At 44.9% G+C, this 19,586-nt stretch carries 18 protein-coding genes and 1 riboswitch; of the genes, 9 read left to right on the top strand and 9 right to left on the bottom strand.

The features are described 5' to 3' along the window. Nucleotides 1–22: 22 nt before the first annotated feature. From BCU34_RS12215 to BCU34_RS12185, 7 genes are all read right to left on the bottom strand, one after another. Complete coding sequence (locus tag BCU34_RS12215; RefSeq protein WP_048659288.1) at nucleotides 23–931, bottom strand: TIGR03899 family protein; 909 nt, start codon at nucleotides 929–931, stop codon at nucleotides 23–25. 351 nt (nucleotides 932–1,282) lie between these two features. After that, on the bottom strand, nucleotides 1,283–1,798 hold the full coding sequence (locus BCU34_RS12210; protein ID WP_017058892.1) for a DUF3299 domain-containing protein: 516 nt from the start codon (nucleotides 1,796–1,798) through the stop codon (nucleotides 1,283–1,285). Nucleotides 1,799–1,812: 14 nt separating this feature from the next. Beyond that, nucleotides 1,813–3,072 carry an ABC transporter permease gene (locus BCU34_RS12205; protein WP_102478731.1) on the bottom strand — a complete coding sequence of 420 codons (1,260 nt, stop codon included), beginning with the start codon at nucleotides 3,070–3,072 and terminating at the stop codon, nucleotides 1,813–1,815. Beyond that, a complete protein-coding gene (locus tag BCU34_RS12200) occupies nucleotides 3,069–3,785 on the bottom strand; it encodes an ABC transporter ATP-binding protein (protein ID WP_102478732.1) in 717 nt (238 codons plus the stop codon). Before BCU34_RS12200 ends, BCU34_RS12205 begins: the two co-directional genes overlap by 4 nt. A gap of 139 nt (nucleotides 3,786–3,924) precedes the next feature. Next, nucleotides 3,925–4,623, bottom strand: coding sequence for a zinc uptake protein ZrgA (gene zrgA / locus BCU34_RS12195; protein ID WP_108145172.1), 699 nt, complete (start codon nucleotides 4,621–4,623; stop codon nucleotides 3,925–3,927). A 41-nt stretch (nucleotides 4,624–4,664) separates the two neighbouring features. Then, a complete protein-coding gene (locus tag BCU34_RS12190; RefSeq protein WP_102479867.1) occupies nucleotides 4,665–4,955 on the bottom strand; it encodes a DUF2607 family protein in 291 nt (96 codons plus the stop codon). 89 nt (nucleotides 4,956–5,044) lie between these two features. Beyond that, nucleotides 5,045–5,596 (bottom strand): YtfJ family protein, encoded by a 552-nt coding sequence (locus tag BCU34_RS12185; protein ID WP_102480206.1) that lies wholly within the window; start codon nucleotides 5,594–5,596, stop codon nucleotides 5,045–5,047. Between the two features lie 253 nt (nucleotides 5,597–5,849). Here BCU34_RS12185 and BCU34_RS12180 point away from each other — a divergent pair, with 253 nt between their 5' ends. Next, a complete protein-coding gene (locus BCU34_RS12180; RefSeq protein ID WP_019821424.1) occupies nucleotides 5,850–6,050 on the top strand; it encodes a DUF1107 family protein in 201 nt (66 codons plus the stop codon). A gap of 109 nt (nucleotides 6,051–6,159) precedes the next feature. Here BCU34_RS12180 and msrA read toward each other — a convergent pair whose 3' ends face one another. After that, the gene (gene msrA, locus BCU34_RS12175; RefSeq protein ID WP_048662151.1) at nucleotides 6,160–6,789 is read right to left on the bottom strand and encodes a peptide-methionine (S)-S-oxide reductase MsrA; all 630 of its coding nucleotides are present in this window, start codon (nucleotides 6,787–6,789) and stop codon (nucleotides 6,160–6,162) included. Between the two features lie 195 nt (nucleotides 6,790–6,984). On the opposite strand from msrA, the gene BCU34_RS12170 reads away from it, so the two are divergent. From BCU34_RS12170 to BCU34_RS12155, 4 genes are all read left to right on the top strand, one after another. Further along, nucleotides 6,985–8,697 (top strand): autotransporter assembly complex protein TamA, encoded by a 1,713-nt coding sequence (locus tag BCU34_RS12170; RefSeq protein WP_102432488.1) that lies wholly within the window; start codon nucleotides 6,985–6,987, stop codon nucleotides 8,695–8,697. After that, a complete protein-coding gene (locus BCU34_RS12165; RefSeq protein ID WP_102432489.1) occupies nucleotides 8,694–12,452 on the top strand; it encodes a translocation/assembly module TamB domain-containing protein in 3,759 nt (1,252 codons plus the stop codon). Before BCU34_RS12170 ends, BCU34_RS12165 begins: the two co-directional genes overlap by 4 nt. A gap of 48 nt (nucleotides 12,453–12,500) precedes the next feature. Next, nucleotides 12,501–12,857, top strand: coding sequence for a gamma-glutamylcyclotransferase (locus BCU34_RS12160; RefSeq protein ID WP_048659278.1), 357 nt, complete (start codon nucleotides 12,501–12,503; stop codon nucleotides 12,855–12,857). Between the two features lie 81 nt (nucleotides 12,858–12,938). Further along, complete coding sequence (locus BCU34_RS12155) at nucleotides 12,939–13,295, top strand: DUF2799 domain-containing protein (RefSeq protein WP_048659277.1); 357 nt, start codon at nucleotides 12,939–12,941, stop codon at nucleotides 13,293–13,295. Between the two features lie 92 nt (nucleotides 13,296–13,387). Here the strand turns inward: BCU34_RS12155 and fbp are convergent, their stop codons facing one another. Then, nucleotides 13,388–14,398 carry a class 1 fructose-bisphosphatase gene (fbp, locus tag BCU34_RS12150; protein ID WP_048659276.1) on the bottom strand — a complete coding sequence of 337 codons (1,011 nt, stop codon included), beginning with the start codon at nucleotides 14,396–14,398 and terminating at the stop codon, nucleotides 13,388–13,390. Between the two features lie 270 nt (nucleotides 14,399–14,668). On the opposite strand from fbp, the gene mpl reads away from it, so the two are divergent. The 4 genes from mpl to thiP all read left to right on the top strand — a co-directional run bounded on the left by mpl (nucleotide 14,669) and on the right by thiP (nucleotide 19,576). Further along, nucleotides 14,669–16,027 (top strand): UDP-N-acetylmuramate:L-alanyl-gamma-D-glutamyl-meso-diaminopimelate ligase, encoded by a 1,359-nt coding sequence (gene mpl / locus BCU34_RS12145; RefSeq protein WP_102478652.1) that lies wholly within the window; start codon nucleotides 14,669–14,671, stop codon nucleotides 16,025–16,027. A gap of 38 nt (nucleotides 16,028–16,065) precedes the next feature. After that, nucleotides 16,066–16,689: a flavin prenyltransferase UbiX gene (locus BCU34_RS12140; RefSeq protein ID WP_016787846.1), complete on the top strand. Its 624-nt coding sequence runs from the start codon at nucleotides 16,066–16,068 to the stop codon at nucleotides 16,687–16,689. A 43-nt stretch (nucleotides 16,690–16,732) separates the two neighbouring features. Continuing rightward, nucleotides 16,733–16,852: riboswitch (TPP riboswitch) on the top strand. Nucleotides 16,853–16,905: 53 nt separating this feature from the next. Next, nucleotides 16,906–17,898 carry a thiamine ABC transporter substrate binding subunit gene (gene thiB, locus BCU34_RS12135; protein ID WP_102432492.1) on the top strand — a complete coding sequence of 331 codons (993 nt, stop codon included), beginning with the start codon at nucleotides 16,906–16,908 and terminating at the stop codon, nucleotides 17,896–17,898. A gap of 82 nt (nucleotides 17,899–17,980) precedes the next feature. Then, nucleotides 17,981–19,576 (top strand): thiamine/thiamine pyrophosphate ABC transporter permease ThiP, encoded by a 1,596-nt coding sequence (gene thiP / locus BCU34_RS12130; protein WP_170960880.1) that lies wholly within the window; start codon nucleotides 17,981–17,983, stop codon nucleotides 19,574–19,576. The last annotated feature ends 10 nt before the right edge of the window (nucleotides 19,577–19,586 follow it).

Below are 19,586 nucleotides of genomic sequence, written 5' to 3'. Positions count from 1 at the left end.
TCTATTTCTTAAACTCTATTATCTAGACGGTGTAATTCACGCTGCTTTTCACTTCTGTCTGAACCGTGAATTTCTGGCTCAATAGTGCAATCAGCTGGTCGTAATACTGTGTGTTTGGCTTGTTGCCAAGCAAGGTACAAAGCTCATTACCTGTTGGGCTGAATCGGTAGTAAACCAGCTTCACCCCTTTTGATAACGGTGCCAGTGACATACTTTTACCTTGATAGGTTAGGTGCAGAGCTGGATCGAAATCAATTTCTCCAGACTCTAACTCAGTGCCGAGAATAATCCCGAGTTCAATCAAATGGAGCAGGCTAGAGTAGGGAAGGTTATGCCCACCAAGGTTGATGGTGTTGGTGGTGTCTCTTTTACCAAAGCTGAACAGCCCTGCATGAGATTTGAAGCCGAGTAAGAGCTTTCTGCTGTTATCGCTACCAAAGCTACAACCCAGTGATGCCGCTCTTTGTAGGGTCAGTGCTTCCTTTGGCGTCATGTCTTTTAAGATCTGAAGCGCCTTCATCGACGTCGAGCCTGGGTTAGTGACTTCTCGTTTCAGTACTTGAGCCCATAGCCTTTGCATCGATGTATTGTGGATCTCTTGTGCCATATCGAAAAAGCGGTACAGCCAGTCCTGATCCGGGTCGCCCGCCGCTTCATCCTTACATGAAGAGTGCGCCAACTTTAGAATCTGTTCTAGGTTCTTTTGGCGAAGCTCTCTACGTTTTTTCTCTCGCAATAGTGCCCGTTCGATAAGGGTACTCTCACCTTTATCGTTTGGCTTTGCATTGTGACTAATTAAGGAATCGAGGCCGAAGCTTTGTGCGATGTGCAGCATTCTGCTGGCACTGTCGGCAATATGAGGCTTTTTCTCATGCTTGTGCTGTGTATCGCTAGCATGCTCGATGATCACTGGCTGTTTGGTTTCTGACATAAGAGTATCCTAAGGAAACGACTTAACTGTCTAAAATGTAACTCTTTATCTGATTGGTGGCTAGATTTTGCGTGCAGAGTTGAAGGTTTCAACAAAATTTTACTTTTGCTAATGATAATAAAATGTTAAATTTGTTGTAATTCTCAAGGAGGAGTTATGAATCAAGTCAATGATAACAAGCTGAAGAAACAGCTCAGTATAGGGTTATTGCTCGCGACTTATGTTGCTGTTCTAGCTTACTTATCTAATTACATCGCGTAATTCAGAAGAAAATTATCGTTATTAAACTGTTATTGAATGATCTCACTCGTTCAGTGACGGCAGCTCATCCTTGAGCCACCCTTCTAATGACTACATGTCGTCATATTCTTCAATCGCAGTACCTTCAATAAGATAACCTGTTTGCGCTAAGTCATGGCTGATCGACTCAGTTTTTAGCGTACCGACTAAATAAATCACATCCCATAACTGCTGTATTGGCGCACCTTTCGGGAACTTCACGTAGATGATTTGGTTCGGTGGCGGCGGTGGCACGTGGATACATGCGCCAAAGTACGGTACCAGCAGAAACTCAGTGATCATATTCTCATCACCTTCCAATGGAATCACAAAGCCTGGAATCTTCACTGTGCTGCCATTCAGCTCTGGGCGAACAGCACCAAGTGTCGATTGTTGAGGTTTGTCCATACTATTGTGGTCAACCATTGGCATACCAAATGAATCTAGTTGAGCGCGCTCTGATTCTGGAATCAAATCAATCCATTCAAGTGTTAATACCGATTCGTCATTCTGAGTGGTTTCAGCGTGAGCTGTACTGATAAATGGGAACAGAAGTAGCCCAAGTATCAGTAGGAATTTGCGTTGCATCGTAGGTTCCTATTTTAGATTCGAATCGTCATGCCATCAGACAATGACTGGCGGTAAGCCCTGAAAGCGGGAATAAAGCCGATAATGATTCCGGCAACTTGGACCAGCATAAGCAGTTTCCACTCATGAGGTGTGATTGCGGATATCGATATGTTGATACAATAACTTTGTTGCACAATAGGAGCAACCACTGCGATCAGCGCAAATAACACCGCAACACCTAATGTAATGCCAAGGAAGGTCAGCGCACTGGCTTCACTGATCAGTAAACCAAACACATGGCGAGGTCTTGCGCCCATTGCACGCAGGATGGCCATCTCGCGACGCCTTTCTTGCAAACTAGTGAGTAGGCTACTGAGCATGCCCAATAAACCGGCGACAACAACAAATCCTGAAACAATTAACAATGCTTGTTCTGCTACAGCCATCATTCCCCACAATTCGTGAAGGGCAATGCCCGGCATAATGGCGCTCAAAGGTTCTTGACGGTAGTTATTGATTTCTCTTTGCAGTGCGAAGGTTTGGATCTTCGAATTCAGCCCGAGCATCATTGCGGTAATCTGCTTCGGTTGGAAATCAAAAGTCTTTAAGGTTTCGGCATCCGGTGTGTGTCCTAGGTTAGCACCTGACTCCCAGCCAACATGAATCGCTTCAATAGCCTCTAACGAAACATGCACCGTTTTATCTACTGGTGTGCCGGTTGGCGCGAGTATTCCGACAATGGTGAAGGGCAGATTGTCGTGGCGACTGAAGGCGACATCACTGATACCGTGCGCCAGAATGATGTGATCACCAATCTTGTAATCTAACTTCTTCGCGACATCGGCACCAATCACGACATCAAATAGCTGATTAAACTCTTTACCTTGCTGAAAAGTAAGTGGTTGCTTACTTCCATAGCGATAATTCTCGAAGTAGCTATGGTTAGTGCCCATTACGCGGAAGCCTTTATGTGAATCACCCAATGAGATTGGGATCGCCCACTTTACAGCGTTGTGCTGGCTAAATTCTTCATAGCTTTTCCAGTCGATGTTGTTGGTCGCATTACCGATTCGAAATACGGAATAAAGCAGCAGGTTTACCTGACCTGAGCGGCCACCGACGATAAGGTCAGTACCTGAAATCGTATTCGCAAAGCTGCTCTTAGCTTCGGTTCTTACACGTTCCACACCGAGCAAGAGAATCACTGACACCGCCACGGTGAGAATAGTCAGAATGGCTGTGGCTTTACGGTTGAGTACGCTTTTTAAGGCTAAGTGAGTAATTACTTTCATACGACAACCTTAGCTTGGTTAGCGGTTTTTAAATCTATGGTTCGAGTGAACAGTTTTTCTAGTGTTGGATCGTGACTAACAAAGATCAAGGTAGAACCCGCCTGATTCGCTTGTTCTAGCAACAGTTCGATAAAGGCTTCTCGGTTGTCATGATCCAGAGCTGATGTCGGTTCGTCGGCAATAATGATTTTGGGTTGGCCGATCAAAGCACGAGCGGCAGCAACACGTTGTTGTTGACCAATACTCAACTCGGTAACGGGCTTGTCCATGAGAGCTTGAGGTAGCTTTAATCTGAGCAACAACTCTTGAGCGGTGGCTTGCAGGCTGTTCTGACTTTTAGTGACTTGCTGCTTACGAATCTTAGAAAACTGACAAGGAAGCGTCACGTTGTCGATGACTGACAAGTAAGGAAGCAGGTTAAATTGTTGGAATATATAACCAATATGATCGGCTCTGAATTTGTCTCTCTGGCGAGGTGTTAGCTGTGTGAGATCTTGGCCAAGGATAGATACTTCGCCTTGTTCAGCTTGGTTGATTCCGGTCAGTAACCCTAACAATGTTGATTTCCCGCAACCACTAGGCCCTTTGATGAAAAGGTGCTCTTGGGCTTGGATATGCAGTGAGGTGATCTCTAGCGTTGGGGGCAATTCAGGCTTCCAACGAAAGCTGATATTTTCGAGTTTGACCACAAGTGATGAACTGTCAAAAGACATATTAGCTCCAATAATTAAAGCGGTGTCTCTACTGGACAGTTATCAGAATAATAAATTCCCAGAGCACACCGATTTGTACAGCCAAGTAAGTGAACACTTACTTGGCTGCTTATCTACGTTTAATTCAATCTAATGCTAATTAGAATCGAAAACTAATACGATCTGCGTTAAGCACTTCTTGAATTTGAGCACTGTCAGTTAGCAGGTTTACAGTCATTGATTTTGTGTTGCTGAACTTAGAGAACCACTGAGTATTCACGGTATCCAGTTTTTCAATGTCAGAACATTGGTAGTGGTACTCGACAGTGAACTCACCGTGGCCGCCTTCTGAGTGGTCATGGCCTTCGTGGTCATCATGATCGTGTTCTGCGTGGTCGTGGCCTTTGTGGTCGTCATGATCGTGCTCTGCGTGGTCATGGCCTTTGTGGTCGTCATGATCGTGCTCTGCGTGGTCATGGCCTTTGTGGGCGTTATGATCGTGTTCTGCATGGTCATGGCCTTCATGGTTATCATGATCGCCTTCCAAGGTGTTAGTCACTGACTTGAACTTCAGAGTACAACTTGCATTATTGAAACCAAATAGATCTTCTGGCTTGTTTAATTGCGCGATAGCTTGTTCAAACACTTTCTTTTGTTCAGCCGTTTCTGGAGCATGCTCAAAGCCAACCACATCAGCACCGGGTGCTGTCACTTCAACAAGTAGCTCTTGTCCATCCTGAGCGATGTTCACTTCAACTTTACCGTGCACGTGTGCTTCGTGAGAGCGGAATTCTTCGTTAGCTAGAACACTAGCAGAGACAGTCATGCCGATAACAACGGCTAAGATAGTAGGTTTCATGTTTTTTTCCTGAATAAAGGTTAATTAAAAAGTAGTGGTAATTAAGCGATATTTACAGGAGGTGAGCGTGCCAAATAAGCGAAATATAGGCGTTGTAACGAAATAACTGATTCTGTGATAGCGACAGTAAATTCCGAATGGAACTCTGGGACCTGTGGAAGTGAGTGTGCCGTAATAAACTGATTTATCGAAAACAGCTCACAATGGTGTGAGGTGTGGTGTTCTGGTGCGATATCTACTATGTGCGTTGCGGCTAACACGCTTAACATGAGCATAAGCCCAAGCAAGAAGCCTGTTTTGGGTTTCACATTGTTAGGTGTTTTTTGCCACATCAGGATGATTAACCACAGAATTAAAAAAGATACTGTTATAATATAACAATATCCTTTGGTTAGGTCTCGAAAAAGACGCGAATATCTTATTAAAGACTCGCTTTAATCAATTCAATGACTTGAGTGACTTCTGCTTCGTTTAATGCACCTTCTTTAACAAACAAGATTTTACCTTGCTTGTCTTGAACGATAATCGCTGAGCTTTCTTCTTTCAGAGCCCAAGATGACGCAACGGCGCCGTCTTCATCTAGAACCATAGAAGACCATGGAAACTCTTCTTTGCTACTTTCTGCTGACGATTTAACAAAAGAACCCGTACCCCAGATAGCATCATCTTGGTTGATGATGGTGGTGGTTTGGTAGCTGTCTTCTGAGAACTTCGAGGCGGTAATGGCGGCCATCAATGGTGCGTTTAGCTCTTTAGAGCTGCTGCGGCCAGCGATAGCTTGAACGACACGAACTTTACCTAGGAGATTGTTGGTTGCCCAAGCTTGATATCCGGTATTTCCGTCGTTTAGTACGATTTCACCATAGTTGCTAACATCGACAGCAGGCAGAGTTGCACCTACAGATAGATTGTGAGCATTGGCGAAGAGTGGAGAGGCTGCGGCTAAAAAAGCCAGTAGAGTTTTGTTTTTCATTATATTTTTGTTCCGCTTATTGGTTTGCACTGGAAGTATAATATGAAATTTGAAAAATGCCTCTTTAACTTTTTTATCGTACGGCGTGGAAAGAAGTTGCAGGCTTGTTATCAAAAGGTATAATGCATCAATATCGAGATGAACAATAGATTATCTTGCTGTTTGCTAAAGGAATTAGCGATTAAATCTGCTTTGAATAGTGATGCTGTTCAGGTATGTGACTGTAGTACTCAAATGGAATTGAGGTTGTATTATGTTAAGAAAATTTTCTACTTACCGTCCACATCAGGTGGCGCGTTTCGTTAAAGTCCTGTTCAAAGGTCAATTTGCTATTGAAGGTGTTGGGGAGTTTCGCTTCGACCAAGGCAAGGTGCTTCTTCCTGAAGTTTCAGACAAACAAAAGCTCACTATTTTTAAAGAAGTTAACGGTACTATTGCAGCGTTGCCGGTGTAACTGCGCTTTATCGATTTGTTTACACCGAATAGATTAACAATGAAAAGGGCTTCCTAATGGAAGCCCTTTTTTAATGCGTGTCGTTCTCGCTGGTATGTCGAACGGCACTTTATTGTGGAGGGAAGCAGACACCGGTTCCACCCAACCCGCAATAACCATTCGGGTTTTTAGCTAGGTATTGCTGGTGGTAGGTTTCTGCGAAAAAATATTTTCCAGCAGGCAGAACTTCCGTCGTGATCTCGTTGCCTAATGATTCAGTCATTGCTCGTTGATATTCACGTTTAGAGTGCTCAGCGATAGATTGTTGTTCTTCACTGAAGGTGTAAATCGCGGAACGGTATTGAGTCCCTAAATCGTTGCCTTGGCGCATCCCTTGAGTTGGGTCATGACGCTCCCAAAAGGTTTCAAGTATTCGAGCTAGAGAGGTTTGTTCGCTATCGAAAATGACACGAACGACTTCGGTATGGCCAGTTTGTCCAGTACATACTTGTTCATAAGTGGGGTTAACAGTGTATCCGCCAGCGTAACCAACGGATGTTGAAATAACGCCATCCAATTGCCAAAACAAGCGCTCAGCTCCCCAGAAGCATCCCATACCAAGTAGGACTTCTTGTTGAGAACTCGTAGGCGCATCGAGCAGGTCAGTTTGATTGACGAAATGGCGCTCAGTAATTCGAATTGGGTCAGCATTTCCCGGTAATGCGGTTGCTGCAGAAACCAGTTGTTGTTTGTTTAGCATGTTATATTCCTTTTCGCATACGTTTACCGCGCTGGCTTTTATTTAACATGGGTTCATATTAACTGTTGGTCAATATTGAATAAGTCTTTAAATTAGACCGTGTTATTCCAGGATTTATTACAGACTCAATGCCTATTTAGCGGTATTATTTCTTTTCACTTATTAACGTATTGATAACTTCTTCACCAATTAAACATGATAAGAAAAACTTTACCAGTTCTGATTGGCACTCTACTGTCATCGACGCTCGCTTTCGCTGACGTTTCCCTTGAAATCAAAGGGCTGGATGGAGCGCTTGAGGATAATGTTGATGCTTATCTGAGTGCGATCCCTGAAGAAGAGTATTCGATCTCACTAAGGTTCCAATCTCGCTTGGAATCTATGATTAAAGAAGCCCTGAATGCGTTAGGCTACTACCAACCTGTTATCACATTTACTCACTCCGAAGATGATACCGAGTTGACCGTTACGGTTGAGTCGGGAGAGCCTGTTATTATTTATGCTTCCGATATCGTTCTGACGGGTGAAGCCAAAGATGACCCAGACTTTCTAGCGTTGATCGCTAAGAGTAAGCTGTCTAAAGGTTCAATCTTGAACCATGGTAATTATGACTCTTTGAAATCGTCGATACGTAATCTTGGATTAGCGAAAGGCTATTTTGATGGGGCATATGACCTCAGTAAGCTAGAAGTCGCCCCTGAATTAAACCGCGCTTATGTTCGTCTTCATTATAACAGTGGTATTCGCTATCACTTTGGTACCACTCAGGTTACTGGTAGCCAAATAGAAGAGGATAAGGTGCAGTCACTCAAACCATTTAAAGATGGCGAACCTTACTCCATTACCAAAGTTGGTGAGTACAACCAAAATCTATCTAATACTGATTGGTTCTCGTCGGTATTTGTTGAGCCTGATTTAAGCCAGTTGGGTGAGGGCAGAGAGATTCCGATGAAGGTTAGCCTTGCTCCACAAGCTCGTAACCAAATCGAAACGGGTATCGGTGTCTCAACAGACCTTGGTGTGAAAGGCACTCTTAAATGGAAAAAACCTTGGGTTAACGAAAAAGGCCATAGCTTCAATAGTAGCTTGTCGATTTCTAAGCCTGAACAGACGATTACGGCGGCGTATAAAATCCCATTGGATGACGTACTTAATGACTACTATCAAGTTAAGTACGGTATGAAGAACTTAGATAACCGAGATACCAAAAGTTTGGAATCAAATTTAGCCTTAGAAAGGTATTGGCGTCTGGATAATGGTTGGCAGCGCACGGTATTCATTCGGTACTTGGTCGAAAACTATGAGCAAGGTTTACAAGACGATTTAGCACAATTTGTATTGCCGGGGATCTCGTTCTCACGAACTCGAACACGAGGCGGTTCGATGCCGATGTGGGGCGATAAACAAACCATTATGTTTGAGGCGGCTGATGACACATTGTTATCTGAAACCAAGGTGGTACGTTTTCAAGGGCGAACGGCATGGATACGAAGTATTGGCAATAACCATCGTGGTTTAACTCGCCTTCAATTCGGCGGTAACTTTGCAGACGAGTTTGAGAAGCTGTCTCCCTCGCTAAGGTTCTTTGCCGGTGGTGACAACAGTATCCGTGGTTATGGTTATGAGTCTATCTCTCCTCGCGATGAAAGTGGCGCACTAACGGGTGCAAAATTCATGGCAACCAGTTCGTTTGAATACCAATACCGTTTGGTTGGAAACTGGTGGGGGGCGGCATTCTACGACATTGGTGATGCATTCAATGACAAACCTGATTGGAAGCACGGTACCGGAGTCGGGGTGCGGTGGGCCTCTCCTGTTGGTCCAGTGAGTTTAGATTTTGCTTGGGGTCTAGATGCAGCAAAAGGTGATGAGTTCCAACTGCACTTTAGTTTAGGGCCAGAATTATGATCAAAGTGATGGGAAAATTCATTAAGTGGACGTCGATTTCATTGACGTCTATTTTGCTGTTGTTGATAGCCCTACTAGGTTTTGTTTTGTTCACCAATCCAGGGTTGAACACTGTGCTATGGGGTGCTGAGAAAGCGTTGCCACAACTTAAAGTGGAAAGTACCAAAGGGGCGCTTTTCCCAAGCTTTACGCTTAATAACGTTCAGTTTAAAGATGACAGCCTGCATATCGATACCAAGGTTCAAAAGCTGAACTTGGCTATTAATCCTCGCTGTCTGCTCGATCCTAAGCTGTGTGTCGACCGCTTAGCTATTCAAGGGTTGGACTTCGCATTTACTGAATTGCCGCCAGCTTCTACAGAAGAAGCAGAGCCTACTCCGCCCGTAACATCGGTAAAAACACCGCTGCCAATCGTAATCAATCGAATCGCTTTATCTGATATCAAGCTGAATATCCTAGGCCATGAAATTGAATGGAGTCTGTTCTCTACGGCTTTGAGTATGCAGGGCGAAAAGCTGACGGTATCGCCAACCTTATTCAATGATCTGAAAGTTAAACTCGCGGAATCGACAGAAGAACCGCAAGCAGAAGCTGTCGAGCCAGGGACTGCTACTAAAACTGCTATCGAATTGCCGGAAGTCTGGATTCCTTTACAGATTATGTTGGAGCGTTTTGATCTCAACCGTTTTACCTTAGAGCAAGAAACGCCAATTGTGGTGAACCATCTTGGACTCGAGGCGCAAGCTGGTGGGCACTCTGTGAACGTTTCATCTCTCGAGCTCGACATGCCACAAGCAAGCGCGAATCTAACGACTAAGGTTGAGCTCAAAGGTGGCTACCCGCTAGACCTTTCTTTAGATGCTTTGGTGAAAGAAACCGACCTTGCTGGGCAGAAGTTGTCTCTGAAAGCGCAAGGTAGCGTGGCTAAACTAAACCTAGATTCCCAATTTTCTGATCTGATTGAGGCAAAGTTGTCTGGGGAGATTCAACCGCTAGAGCCAACTCTACCGTTTGACCTTCTTTTAGAGGGCGGCCAAGCGCAATGGCCTCTTACAGGCAAAAGCGATTACCAAGCGACAATTGATCAATTCAAAGCTGATGGCTCACTAGATCGTTTCAATGTTCTACTTAAAGGTGAAGCGGATGGTAAGGAGATTCCTGCCCTAGCCATCGACCTAAAGGGTAAAGGTACCACTGAACAAATAGAGCTTGAGCGACTGAAACTGAAGACCTTGGGCGGTGAACTCAATGGTGTCGTTAAAGCGAACTGGAAAAAGCTTGTGAATTGGCAAGCGGATGTGACCCTAAAAGACATTCAGCCTGGTCTGCAATGGCCAGAAGCGGAAGGTAACATCAGCGGTAGTTTAGTGACTTCGGGGGAGTTGACCGAAGCTGGTGGCTGGGCGATTGAGCTACCTAAGCTTGATATCGAGGGTATCTTGCGTGATTACCCGTTGGACATCGAAGGTCAGTTGTCAGCGTCGGATCGTAGTGCAAGTGGTGAGCCTAAACTGCAAACCAGCGGCTTGAGCTTGGCTCATGGTGTTAACTCGATTAAGGCACAGGGACAGCTTGATAAGCAATGGGACATGGGCGTTGATATTTACTTCCCTGAGCTGGTGAAAAGTGTTCCAGACTTGAAAGGACAAGTGATTGGTAACATCCAACTTAGCGGCCCCACGAAAGAGCCTGAAGTCGATCTTGCACTTAATGTTGATAAGGTCGATTGGAATAACGAAGCAACACTAGAATCCCTATCGCTTAATGGTTCGGTGGTTCCCCTACCATTGCCTGAAGCTCAAGCCGATCTTGTATTAAAAGCTAAGAACCTAACCTATCAAGATCAAAGTGTGGAAAGCATTGATCTTACGGTGAGTGGTGGCGAAAAGAAACACACAGTGACACTTGATGTGATATCCGACATCGTGTCGACCAGCTTGGCTATCTCTGGAAAATTGATTCAGAAGCCTTCTCTTATTTGGGATGGTTCGTTAGACAGAGTCAAAATCACCACTCAGCAGGGGCCTTGGGTATTAGACCAGCCTGTCGCGATAAAGGCGGACGTCGATAAGCAGTTTGCCGACGTTCAAGCGCACTGCTGGAAGCAATCTAGTTCGAGTGTCTGTCTGGATGAGGATATCCGCGCCGGAAAATCAGGTGAGGCTAAGATTGCAATCAATCAGTTCGACTTCGATCAGATCAAAGCCTTTGTTCCTAAAGAGACGGAACTGCAAGGTTTAGTGAATGTTAAAGCTCATGCCAAGTGGTCTGAACAAGGTGAGCCTGAGGTTACGGTAAGCGTTGATATGCCGAAAGGTCAGGTTGTTCAACAAGTTGGCGAGCCCATCACACTGGGTTGGGAAAGCGTTGCATTGAATGCCCAGCTAAAAGACAACAAACTGGATGCCGACTTTAAGTTGGATGTTTCCGACAATGGTGATCTGTCTGGCACGGTGTCGCTACCGGATATTCTTGTCGAAGACAAAATGGTCGATGCTGCAATTAAGCTGACCACGTTCCACCTTGATTTCTTACAGCCACTCCTAGGTGAATATAGTTTATTAAAAGCCGACCTTGAGAGTGAGCTTCAAGTTAAAGGCTCTTTGATGCACCCTCAAGTATTTGGTCAATTCTTTGTTGATGGCATTCAAGTCAAAGGTGATGTTACGCCTGTTGATGTGAAAGATGGCCGTATCGCTCTCGACTTTGATGGTTATAGTGCAAAGTTGGATGCGAATATTGAAACGCCCGATGGTCACCTTGATATCGAGGGAGGCGGGGTTTGGCAAGATCTTAAAGCATGGCACTCTAACGTCAGAGTGTTTGCTGATGAGTTGATGGTTGATATTCCGCCGATGGTCAAGGTGAAGGTCGTGCCTGATATGACCATTGATGTCACACCAGAATTGGCGAAAATCACCGGTGATATTGCATTACCATGGGGACGAATTGTTGTAGAAGACTTACCACCGTCAGCGGTAGGTGTCTCTTCTGATCAAGTTATCTTGAATAAAGATCTAGAGCCAGAAAACGAAGATGCGATTCCATTCAATGTGATGACTAATATTAATATTTCTATTGGTGATGACTTTAAATTGTCTGCCTTTGGTCTTGAAGGTGATTTGGTCGGTAAGCTTAACGTGGCTCAAAAAGATCAAGGTCCTTTTATTACAGGCGAAGTAAACATCGTCGATGGTACTTACCAATCATTCGGGCAAGACCTGTTGATCGAAGAAGGTAAGATTCTAATGAACGGACCTCCGGACCAGCCATACGTCGCGATAAATGCGGTACGTAACCCTGATAATACTCAGGACGATGTGACAGCAGGTATTCGAGTGACTGGCCCAGCGACAGAGCCGACGATAGAGATTTATTCTGACCCTGCAATGCCGCAAGCCAATGCGCTGTCTTATATTTTGCGTGGCCAAGATATCGACGGTGAGTCGAGCGGTTCGATGACAACCACCTTAATTGGTTTGAGTTTAGCGAAGAGCGGTAAGGTTGTTGGCGAAATCGGTGAGGCATTTGGTGTACAGGATTTACAACTGGATACCGCAGGTTCTGGTGATGACTCACAAGTAACGGTAAGTGGTTACATTTTGCCAGGCTTACAGGTGAAGTATGGTGTGGGTATCTTCAACTCGTTGGGTGAGTTTACCGTTCGTTATCGATTGATGCAGGATCTCTATGTCGAAGCTGTATCTGGCCTAGACAGTGCAGTAGACCTTCTTTATCAATTTGAGTTCGAGTAACACTTTGAGCGGGATTGACTAGCGGATGACGAATACTAGGGAGTGGGTATGCAGCACCTCGTTTTTGTTTATGGGACATTGAGAAAAGATCAATCGAACCACTACTATTTAAAACAGTGTGAGTGTTTAGGAAGGTTTGACACACCAGAGGAATACGCACTTTTTGATTTAGGTGCCTATCCGGCGATGATTCTTGGAAAGAAAAGTGTCGCTGGTGAGGTCTATATCATTAACGACGAAATTTTAGAGTCGCTCGATCGGCTAGAAGATGTTCCTGTTGAGTATCGTCGCGAGCAAATAGAGACTATATTTGGATTAGCATGGGTATATTTGTATCAGCTTGATCTAACAGCTAATAAAGAAATACTTTCGGGTAACTGGTGTAAGCGGAACAACCCGCTATAGTGAATGAACTACTGGAAGCATTCTGACGCAATAGCTAAAAGTCTCAATGTACAGGCTAGTCTTTTCCACTAGGAGGAAATTATGAAATATCTATTATTGGTGCTATCAGTAATGTTATTTGGTTGTGCGCAAACTCCGCCACCAACGTCAATGAACACAGCCGATTGGCAGAGCTTTGGCGAAGAAATGGCGCTAAAAGGAAAAACCAAGCAGACTGAAGCAAGCTTGGCTGAAGCCGCGTCTTCACCATCCATTGATGCAGACTTATATGCCGCTTATGGTCAAGGTTATGAAATGGGTAAAACTCAGTATTGTTCTCAAAACCCGAGAGCGCTAGGTCGCCGTGGTGAGACTTACCTTGGGATTTGTGACGACGTCGATAAATGGTTCCGTTTTAACTACGAACGTGGTGCTGAATCAAAGTATAGCGTTCAATAATTCGGTGATTGTTTAACGCAGCGAACAACAAAAAGCCAGCATGTGAATGCTGGCTTTTTTAATGACGTTAATTTAATAAATAAACGAATGGCTTAGTCTGGGTTAAGCTCAAGAAATTCTTCTACTTTTTTCACCATGTTCTTCGAACCGACAAAGAAAGGTACGCGTTGGTGTAGCTCTGTTGGTTTGATATCCATGATGCGTTGGGCACCATCGGATGCGATGCCACCCGCCTGCTCCATGATGAAGGCTATTGGGTTACATTCATACAATAAACGTAGCTTACCTTGAGGGTGGCTTTCTGTACTTGGGTACAGGTAGATGCCGCCTTTAAGCAGGTTACGGTGAAAATCAGATACAAGAGAACCAATGTAGCGAGAAGTGTAAGGGCGATTATCACTTGGTTCGCTTTCCTGACAGTATTTTATGTACTTCTTAACACCTGTAGGGAAACGAATGTAGTTACCTTCGTTGATTGAGTAAATTTTACCTTCGTCAGGGATCATCATATTTTCATGAGACAGACAGAAGGTACCCAATGATGGGTCGTAGGTGAAGCCATTTACGCCTGCACCAGTTGTGTATACAAGCATGGTTGAAGAACCGTAAATTACGTAACCTGCGGCCACCTGCTTATGTCCAGGTTGTAGGAAGTCTTCTTGCGTTGGTGGAGTTCCAATCGGTGATACTCGACGGTAGATAGAGAAAATGGTACCAACCGATACATTCACATCGATGTTTGAAGAACCATCAAGTGGATCCATCAGTACAACGTATTTTGCGTTTTTGTTGAGCTCTTTATTGAAGGCAACGGCTTCGTCTTCTTCTTCACTCGCGACGCCACAAACTTGATCTCGAGCTTCAAGTGCGGCTTTAAATTTGTCGTTAGCATACAGGTCTAGCTTTTGTTGCTCTTCACCTTGCACGTTGTCTGTACCAACAGCGCCAGTAATGTCGACAAGACCTGCTTTGTTAATTTCGCGGTTAACAATTTTTGCAGCAAGGCGAATTGATGACAAAAGGGATGATAGATCACCGCTTGCATGGGGGAAGTCATTTTGTTTTGCAACAATGAACTCACCAAGGGTGCGCATCTCAGACATGTTATTTCCTTAAACTTCTCTGAATATTAGGGGGGATTTGAGCACTATTGAATTTGCCTCTTGTACGGGCTTTATTCATCTAGACGCTTACCTAAATTCTAAAGGCTAGATCTTTTTAATGGTAATGAACTAAGCGACGCAGATCTCACTTACTATGTCGACTAAATTTGTTTTGCATTGTCACTCGCTTTTAATCGTCATTTAATGATAATGAGTGCTAGCCGTTTTAATTAGGCATCGTTTATTTAGCCAAGCGTTTGGAAGCAATTTATGCATATTCATATCTTAGGAATTTGTGGCACCTTCATGGGAGGTGCTGCGGTATTGGCTCGTCAATTAGGTCACAAGGTTACCGGTAGTGACGCGAATGTGTACCCACCAATGAGCACTTTGTTGGAATCTCAAGGGATTGAAATTATTGAAGGGTTCGACCCAAGCCAATTAGAACCAAGGCCGGATCTCGTGGTGATTGGCAATGCGATGAGTCGTGGTAACCCGTGTGTTGAGTATGTATTGGATAACAACCTTAGATACACCTCAGGCCCGCAATGGTTGCAAGAGTTCTTACTGCATGACCGTTGGGTATTGGCGGTATCGGGTACGCATGGCAAGACAACAACATCGAGCATGCTGGCTTGGGTCTTAGAGGACTGTGGCTATGCACCAGGCTTTTTAGTTGGTGGTGTGTTGGGTAACTTTGGTATTTCTGCTCGTCTTGGTGAAAGCATGTTCTTCGTGGTAGAAGCCGACGAATACGACAGTGCTTTTTTTGATAAACGATCTAAGTTCGTCCATTACCACCCAAGAACCTTGGTGATGAATAACCTAGAGTTCGATCATGCGGACATCTTCGATGATCTTGAGGCAATTAAACGTCAGTTTCATCACTTAGTGCGCACTGTGCCAAGCAATGGCCGTATTTTCTCACCTAAGCAAGATACGGCTATTCAAGACGTTCTATCTCGTGGCTGTTGGAGTGAGACTGAATCGAGTGGTGAACTCGGTGATTGGGATGCGAAGAAGCTGGTTAAAGACGGCTCTAAATTTGAGGTTTACTTCCAAGGCGAATGCGTTGGAACTGTCGACTGGGATTTGGTTGGCGACCATAACGTCAATAATGCTTTGATGGCGATTGCAGCTGCGCGACATGTAGGGGTGACACCTGATTTAGCGTGTGAATCGTTGGCGAAGTTCATCAACACCAAACGTCGTCTAGAGTTTAAAGGCGAAGTGGCAGGCGTTTCTGTCTATGACGATTTTGCACATCACCCAACGGCAATTGAACTTACGCTGGGCGGCTTACGTAATAAGGTCGACACGAAGAAAATCATTGCCGTGCTAGAGCCTCGTTCTGCCACCATGAAACGTGGTGTGCATAAAGAAACCCTGGCTGATTCGTTGAAGCAAGCGGATTCTACCTACTTATTCCAACCGGAAAACATTGATTGGTCGGTACAAGATGTTGCGGACGCTTGTCACCAACCGGCACACGTGAGTGGTGACATGGATGCATTCGTTGCTAAAATTGTCTCAGAGGCACAAGCGGGCGACCAAATCTTGGTAATGAGTAATGGCGGTTTTGGTGGTATTCACCAAAAACTGTTGGATGGGTTGGCACTCAAAGGCTAATGGCGTTCACGACCTTATAATTTGAAGTAATTGAGAACATGACAAAACACGATAAAGCGATAACTCTTGCTTTTACTGGCGCATCCGGTGCGCCTTATGGCTTGCGTTTACTTGAATGCCTTTTGGCGGCCGATTATCAGGTCTACTTGTTGATTTCATCGGCAGCACGAGTGGTATTGGCGACCGAGCATGAACTCAAGCTACCTGCTGGGCCGGATGCGGCGAAACAAGCTTTGGTTAAACATCTTGGGTGTGACCCCGAAAAGCTGGTGGTGTGTGGCAAAGATGACTGGTTCTCGCCGGTTGCCTCTGGATCAGCAGCGCCGAAGCAGATGGTGGTGTGTCCATGTTCTGCAGGAAGCTTGGCTTCAATTGCACATGGCTTGTCGGATAACTTGATTGAGCGAGCGGCAGATGTGGTCATGAAAGAGCGAGGCCAATTGTTGTTGGTGGTTCGTGAGACGCCATTTTCGACGCTTCATTTAGAGAACATGCACAAACTCTCAACCATGGGCGTGACGATCATGCCTGCTGCTCCAGGCTTTTATCACCAACCCAAGTCGATTGAAGACTTGGTTGATTTTATGGTGGCGCGCATTCTGGACCATCTTGGTATCGAGCAAGGTTTAGTGCCACGTTGGGGTTACGATCAACGTAATTGATCCAAACTTGATAGCTTATTGTTAAAATTCGAATTACAATTCTGAACACTCATCGGGGAGCGAACCATTCAAATAATGAATGCGAGCTGAGATCAAGCATACGCTTGGGACCCGTAAACCTGAACCAGATAATGCTGGCGTAGGAATTGAGTTAGGAACAACCTCTACCGTTCTCCTCCCTCAAACCTGTGCCGCTCAGACCATGGAGAGCGTCCAGTGAAAATCACATTAACTACCCTTGCTGTAACTACAGCGATCTCTTTTTCTGCCTTCGCTGCAGACAACACTTTGACTGTATATACCTATGACTCTTTTGCTGCGGATTGGGGCCCTCGTCCTGCCGTTGAAAAAGCATTTGAAGAGAAGTGTGGTTGTGATGTGAACTTTGTCGCGCTCGAAGATGGCGTGTCTATTCTTAACCGTTTGCGTCTTGAAGGCGGTAACAGCAAAGCTGACATCGTGTTAGGTCTAGACAACAACCTAATGGCTGAAGCGAAAGCAACGGGTTTATTGGCTGAGCACAACGTTGATACTTCATCAGTAACACTGCCTAATGGTTGGGATGACAGCACCTTTGTACCTTATGACTTTGGTTACTTTGCCTTTGTATATAACACAGAGAAACTCGCAAACCCGCCTAAAAGCCTAAAAGAGTTGGTTGAGCAGCGTGATGATCTGAAGGTTATCTACCAAGATCCACGTACTTCAACACCTGGACAAGGCATGATGTTATGGATGAAATCTGTTTACGGTGATGAAGCAACGGCAGCTTGGAAGAAGCTAGCTCAGAAAACCGTTACGGTAACCAAAGGTTGGTCTGAAGCTTACTCTATGTTCCTAGAAGGTGAGTCTGACTTGGTTCTGTCTTACACAACGTCTCCGGCTTACCATATCATTGCAGAGAGCGATTCTAAGTACGCAGCAGCGAGCTTCGAAGAAGGGCATTACACTCAAGTTGAAGTGGCCGCTAAGGTTAAAGGCAGTAACAACGAAAAGCTTGCTGATGAGTTTATGGCCTTTATCCTAAGTGATGAATTCCAATCGGCGATGCCTACAGGTAACTGGATGTATCCAGTAACGGGTGTCGAGCTACCAAAAGGTTTTGAGCAGTTAACTGTACCGCAGAAGGCGCTGAGCTTTAGCTCTGAAGAGATCGCCGAGAAGCGCAAGCCTTGGATTCGTGAATGGCAGAGTGCACTTACTTTCTAACGTACTTTTAAAAATTAGCTTTCTGTATTTAAAGGTTCATTCGACATCAATTGAGTGAGCCATTTACGGTAAAAATCAATCTATGATAAAGAAAACACCTAAGGTCGGGATCTGGGTTGCGATACTCATTACCGCCTTCGTGGTTTCAGCAGTTGGGGCATTGCTTAGCAATGCCCCTTCTCTTGATATCAGCCAAGTATGGTCAGATCCTTACTATTGGCATGTAACGAAATTCAGCTTTTATCAAGCGACATTCTCAACAGTGCTGAGTGTTGGTTTTGCTATACCTATTGCGCATGCTTTGTGTCGTAGACAATTTTTTGGACGAGCCTTGTTATTAAGGTTGTTCGCGTCGACCTTGGTTCTGCCTGTGTTGGTCGGAGTATTTGGCTTGCTGGCGATTTACGGCAACAGTGGTTGGTTAGCTAAGTTCTTGGCGAACTTCGACATTGAGCTACCATTCTCGATTTATGGCTTGAATGGTATTTTGTTGGCGCACGTTTTCTTCAACCTGCCTTATGCCAGCCGTTTACTTCTGCAAGCGTTAGATACCGTGCCTGCCGAGCAGCATAAACTCTGTGCTCACTTAGGCATGAGCCATTGGAATAAATTTAAATGGGTTGAATGGCCGAGGCTAAGACAGCAATTGCCTCATGTGTGTGGCTTAGTCTTCATGTTGTGTTTCACCAGCTTTGCTACCGTGATGGCGTTGGGTGGTGGTCCGAAATCAACCACCATTGAGCTAGCCATCTATCAAGCAATCAAATTCGACTTTGACCTGCAAGCTGGCGCGTTGCTCGCGATATGGCAAATGCTGTTGTGTGGCGTATTAGCTGTGAGTATTCAGCGTTTGTCTAAGCCTATATCTGTGACGGCTAGTCAGCTGTCGGAAGAGAAGTATTTGGTCAAGGACAGCTGGTGGTCAAAAGCTTGGGATAGCTTTTGGATCATCATAGTCTCAATGCTGGTATTGCCGCCCTTAGCGATGGTTATTTTAAGTGGTATTAACTCTCAGGCGCTCACTGTACTGAGCAGCGAGCCATTTTGGGCTGCGTTAATGACCTCGGTTCGTGTTGCTGCCCTCGCAAGTATCATCGCTGTTGGTATTGGTATCACGATCCTTCTAACCAGTCGCGCATGGCGTTTGCAGAACAAGAACTTTAGAGCGGATAAGATTGAGCTGATTGGCACTATTATTTTGGTGACACCGGGCTTGGTGATTAGTACTGGCCTCTTCTTATTGCTACGTTCATTTACCGATGTGTTCAGCTTAGCTTTCTTTATTGTGATTGCCGTAAACAGTTTGATGGCGCTGCCTTACGTAATTAAAACCTTAGCTCAACCTATGCTGCATTTGTCTCAGCAGTACCAGTATGTGTGTGCAAGCTTAGGAATGACAGGGTTCACTCGCTTTAGGTTGGTGGAGTGGCGCGCATTACGTAAACCTATGGCACAAGCATTCTCAATCAGCTTTATGCTGGCGATGGGCGACTTAAGTGCGATTGCCTTGTTTGGTAGCCAAGATTTTAGAACTCTGCCTTTGTATCTATTCCAATTGTTAGGCAGCTATCAAATGGAAGCGGCGGCTGTGGTGTCAGTGAGTTTACTGTTGTTGAGTGTGGGCAGTTTTAGCCTGATTGAATTTTTGTTTACTCGAAGCTCAAAGCTAAAGAGTTAAGGAACCGATG

Origin of the sequence: Vibrio sp. 10N.286.45.E10 (assembly GCF_002874195.2) — a bacterium.
GTDB lineage: Bacteria > Pseudomonadota > Gammaproteobacteria > Enterobacterales > Vibrionaceae > Vibrio > Vibrio crassostreae.
Note: the sequence above shows the minus strand (reverse complement) of the source record. Positions and strands in the feature narration are given on the sequence as shown.

Excerpts from the sequence above, each read along its gene's own strand:
- BCU34_RS12215 (WP_048659288.1), bottom strand. The coding sequence starts at position 931 with ATGTCAGAAACCAAACAGCCAGTGATCATCGAGCATGCTAGCGATACA.
- BCU34_RS12210 (WP_017058892.1), bottom strand. The coding sequence starts at position 1,798 with ATGCAACGCAAATTCCTACTGATACTTGGGCTACTTCTGTTCCCATTT.
- BCU34_RS12205 (WP_102478731.1), bottom strand. The coding sequence starts at position 3,072 with ATGAAAGTAATTACTCACTTAGCCTTAAAAAGCGTACTCAACCGTAAA.
- BCU34_RS12200 (WP_102478732.1), bottom strand. The coding sequence starts at position 3,785 with ATGTCTTTTGACAGTTCATCACTTGTGGTCAAACTCGAAAATATCAGC.
- zrgA (WP_108145172.1), bottom strand. The coding sequence starts at position 4,623 with ATGAAACCTACTATCTTAGCCGTTGTTATCGGCATGACTGTCTCTGCT.
- BCU34_RS12190 (WP_102479867.1), bottom strand. The coding sequence starts at position 4,955 with ATGTGGCAAAAAACACCTAACAATGTGAAACCCAAAACAGGCTTCTTG.
- BCU34_RS12185 (WP_102480206.1), bottom strand. The coding sequence starts at position 5,596 with ATGAAAAACAAAACTCTACTGGCTTTTTTAGCCGCAGCCTCTCCACTC.
- BCU34_RS12180 (WP_019821424.1), top strand. The coding sequence starts at position 5,850 with ATGTTAAGAAAATTTTCTACTTACCGTCCACATCAGGTGGCGCGTTTC.
- msrA (WP_048662151.1), bottom strand. The coding sequence starts at position 6,789 with ATGCTAAACAAACAACAACTGGTTTCTGCAGCAACCGCATTACCGGGA.
- BCU34_RS12170 (WP_102432488.1), top strand. The coding sequence starts at position 6,985 with ATGATAAGAAAAACTTTACCAGTTCTGATTGGCACTCTACTGTCATCG.
- BCU34_RS12165 (WP_102432489.1), top strand. The coding sequence starts at position 8,694 with ATGATCAAAGTGATGGGAAAATTCATTAAGTGGACGTCGATTTCATTG.
- BCU34_RS12160 (WP_048659278.1), top strand. The coding sequence starts at position 12,501 with ATGCAGCACCTCGTTTTTGTTTATGGGACATTGAGAAAAGATCAATCG.
- BCU34_RS12155 (WP_048659277.1), top strand. The coding sequence starts at position 12,939 with ATGAAATATCTATTATTGGTGCTATCAGTAATGTTATTTGGTTGTGCG.
- fbp (WP_048659276.1), bottom strand. The coding sequence starts at position 14,398 with ATGTCTGAGATGCGCACCCTTGGTGAGTTCATTGTTGCAAAACAAAAT.
- mpl (WP_102478652.1), top strand. The coding sequence starts at position 14,669 with ATGCATATTCATATCTTAGGAATTTGTGGCACCTTCATGGGAGGTGCT.
- BCU34_RS12140 (WP_016787846.1), top strand. The coding sequence starts at position 16,066 with ATGACAAAACACGATAAAGCGATAACTCTTGCTTTTACTGGCGCATCC.
- thiP (WP_170960880.1), top strand. The coding sequence starts at position 17,981 with ATGATAAAGAAAACACCTAAGGTCGGGATCTGGGTTGCGATACTCATT.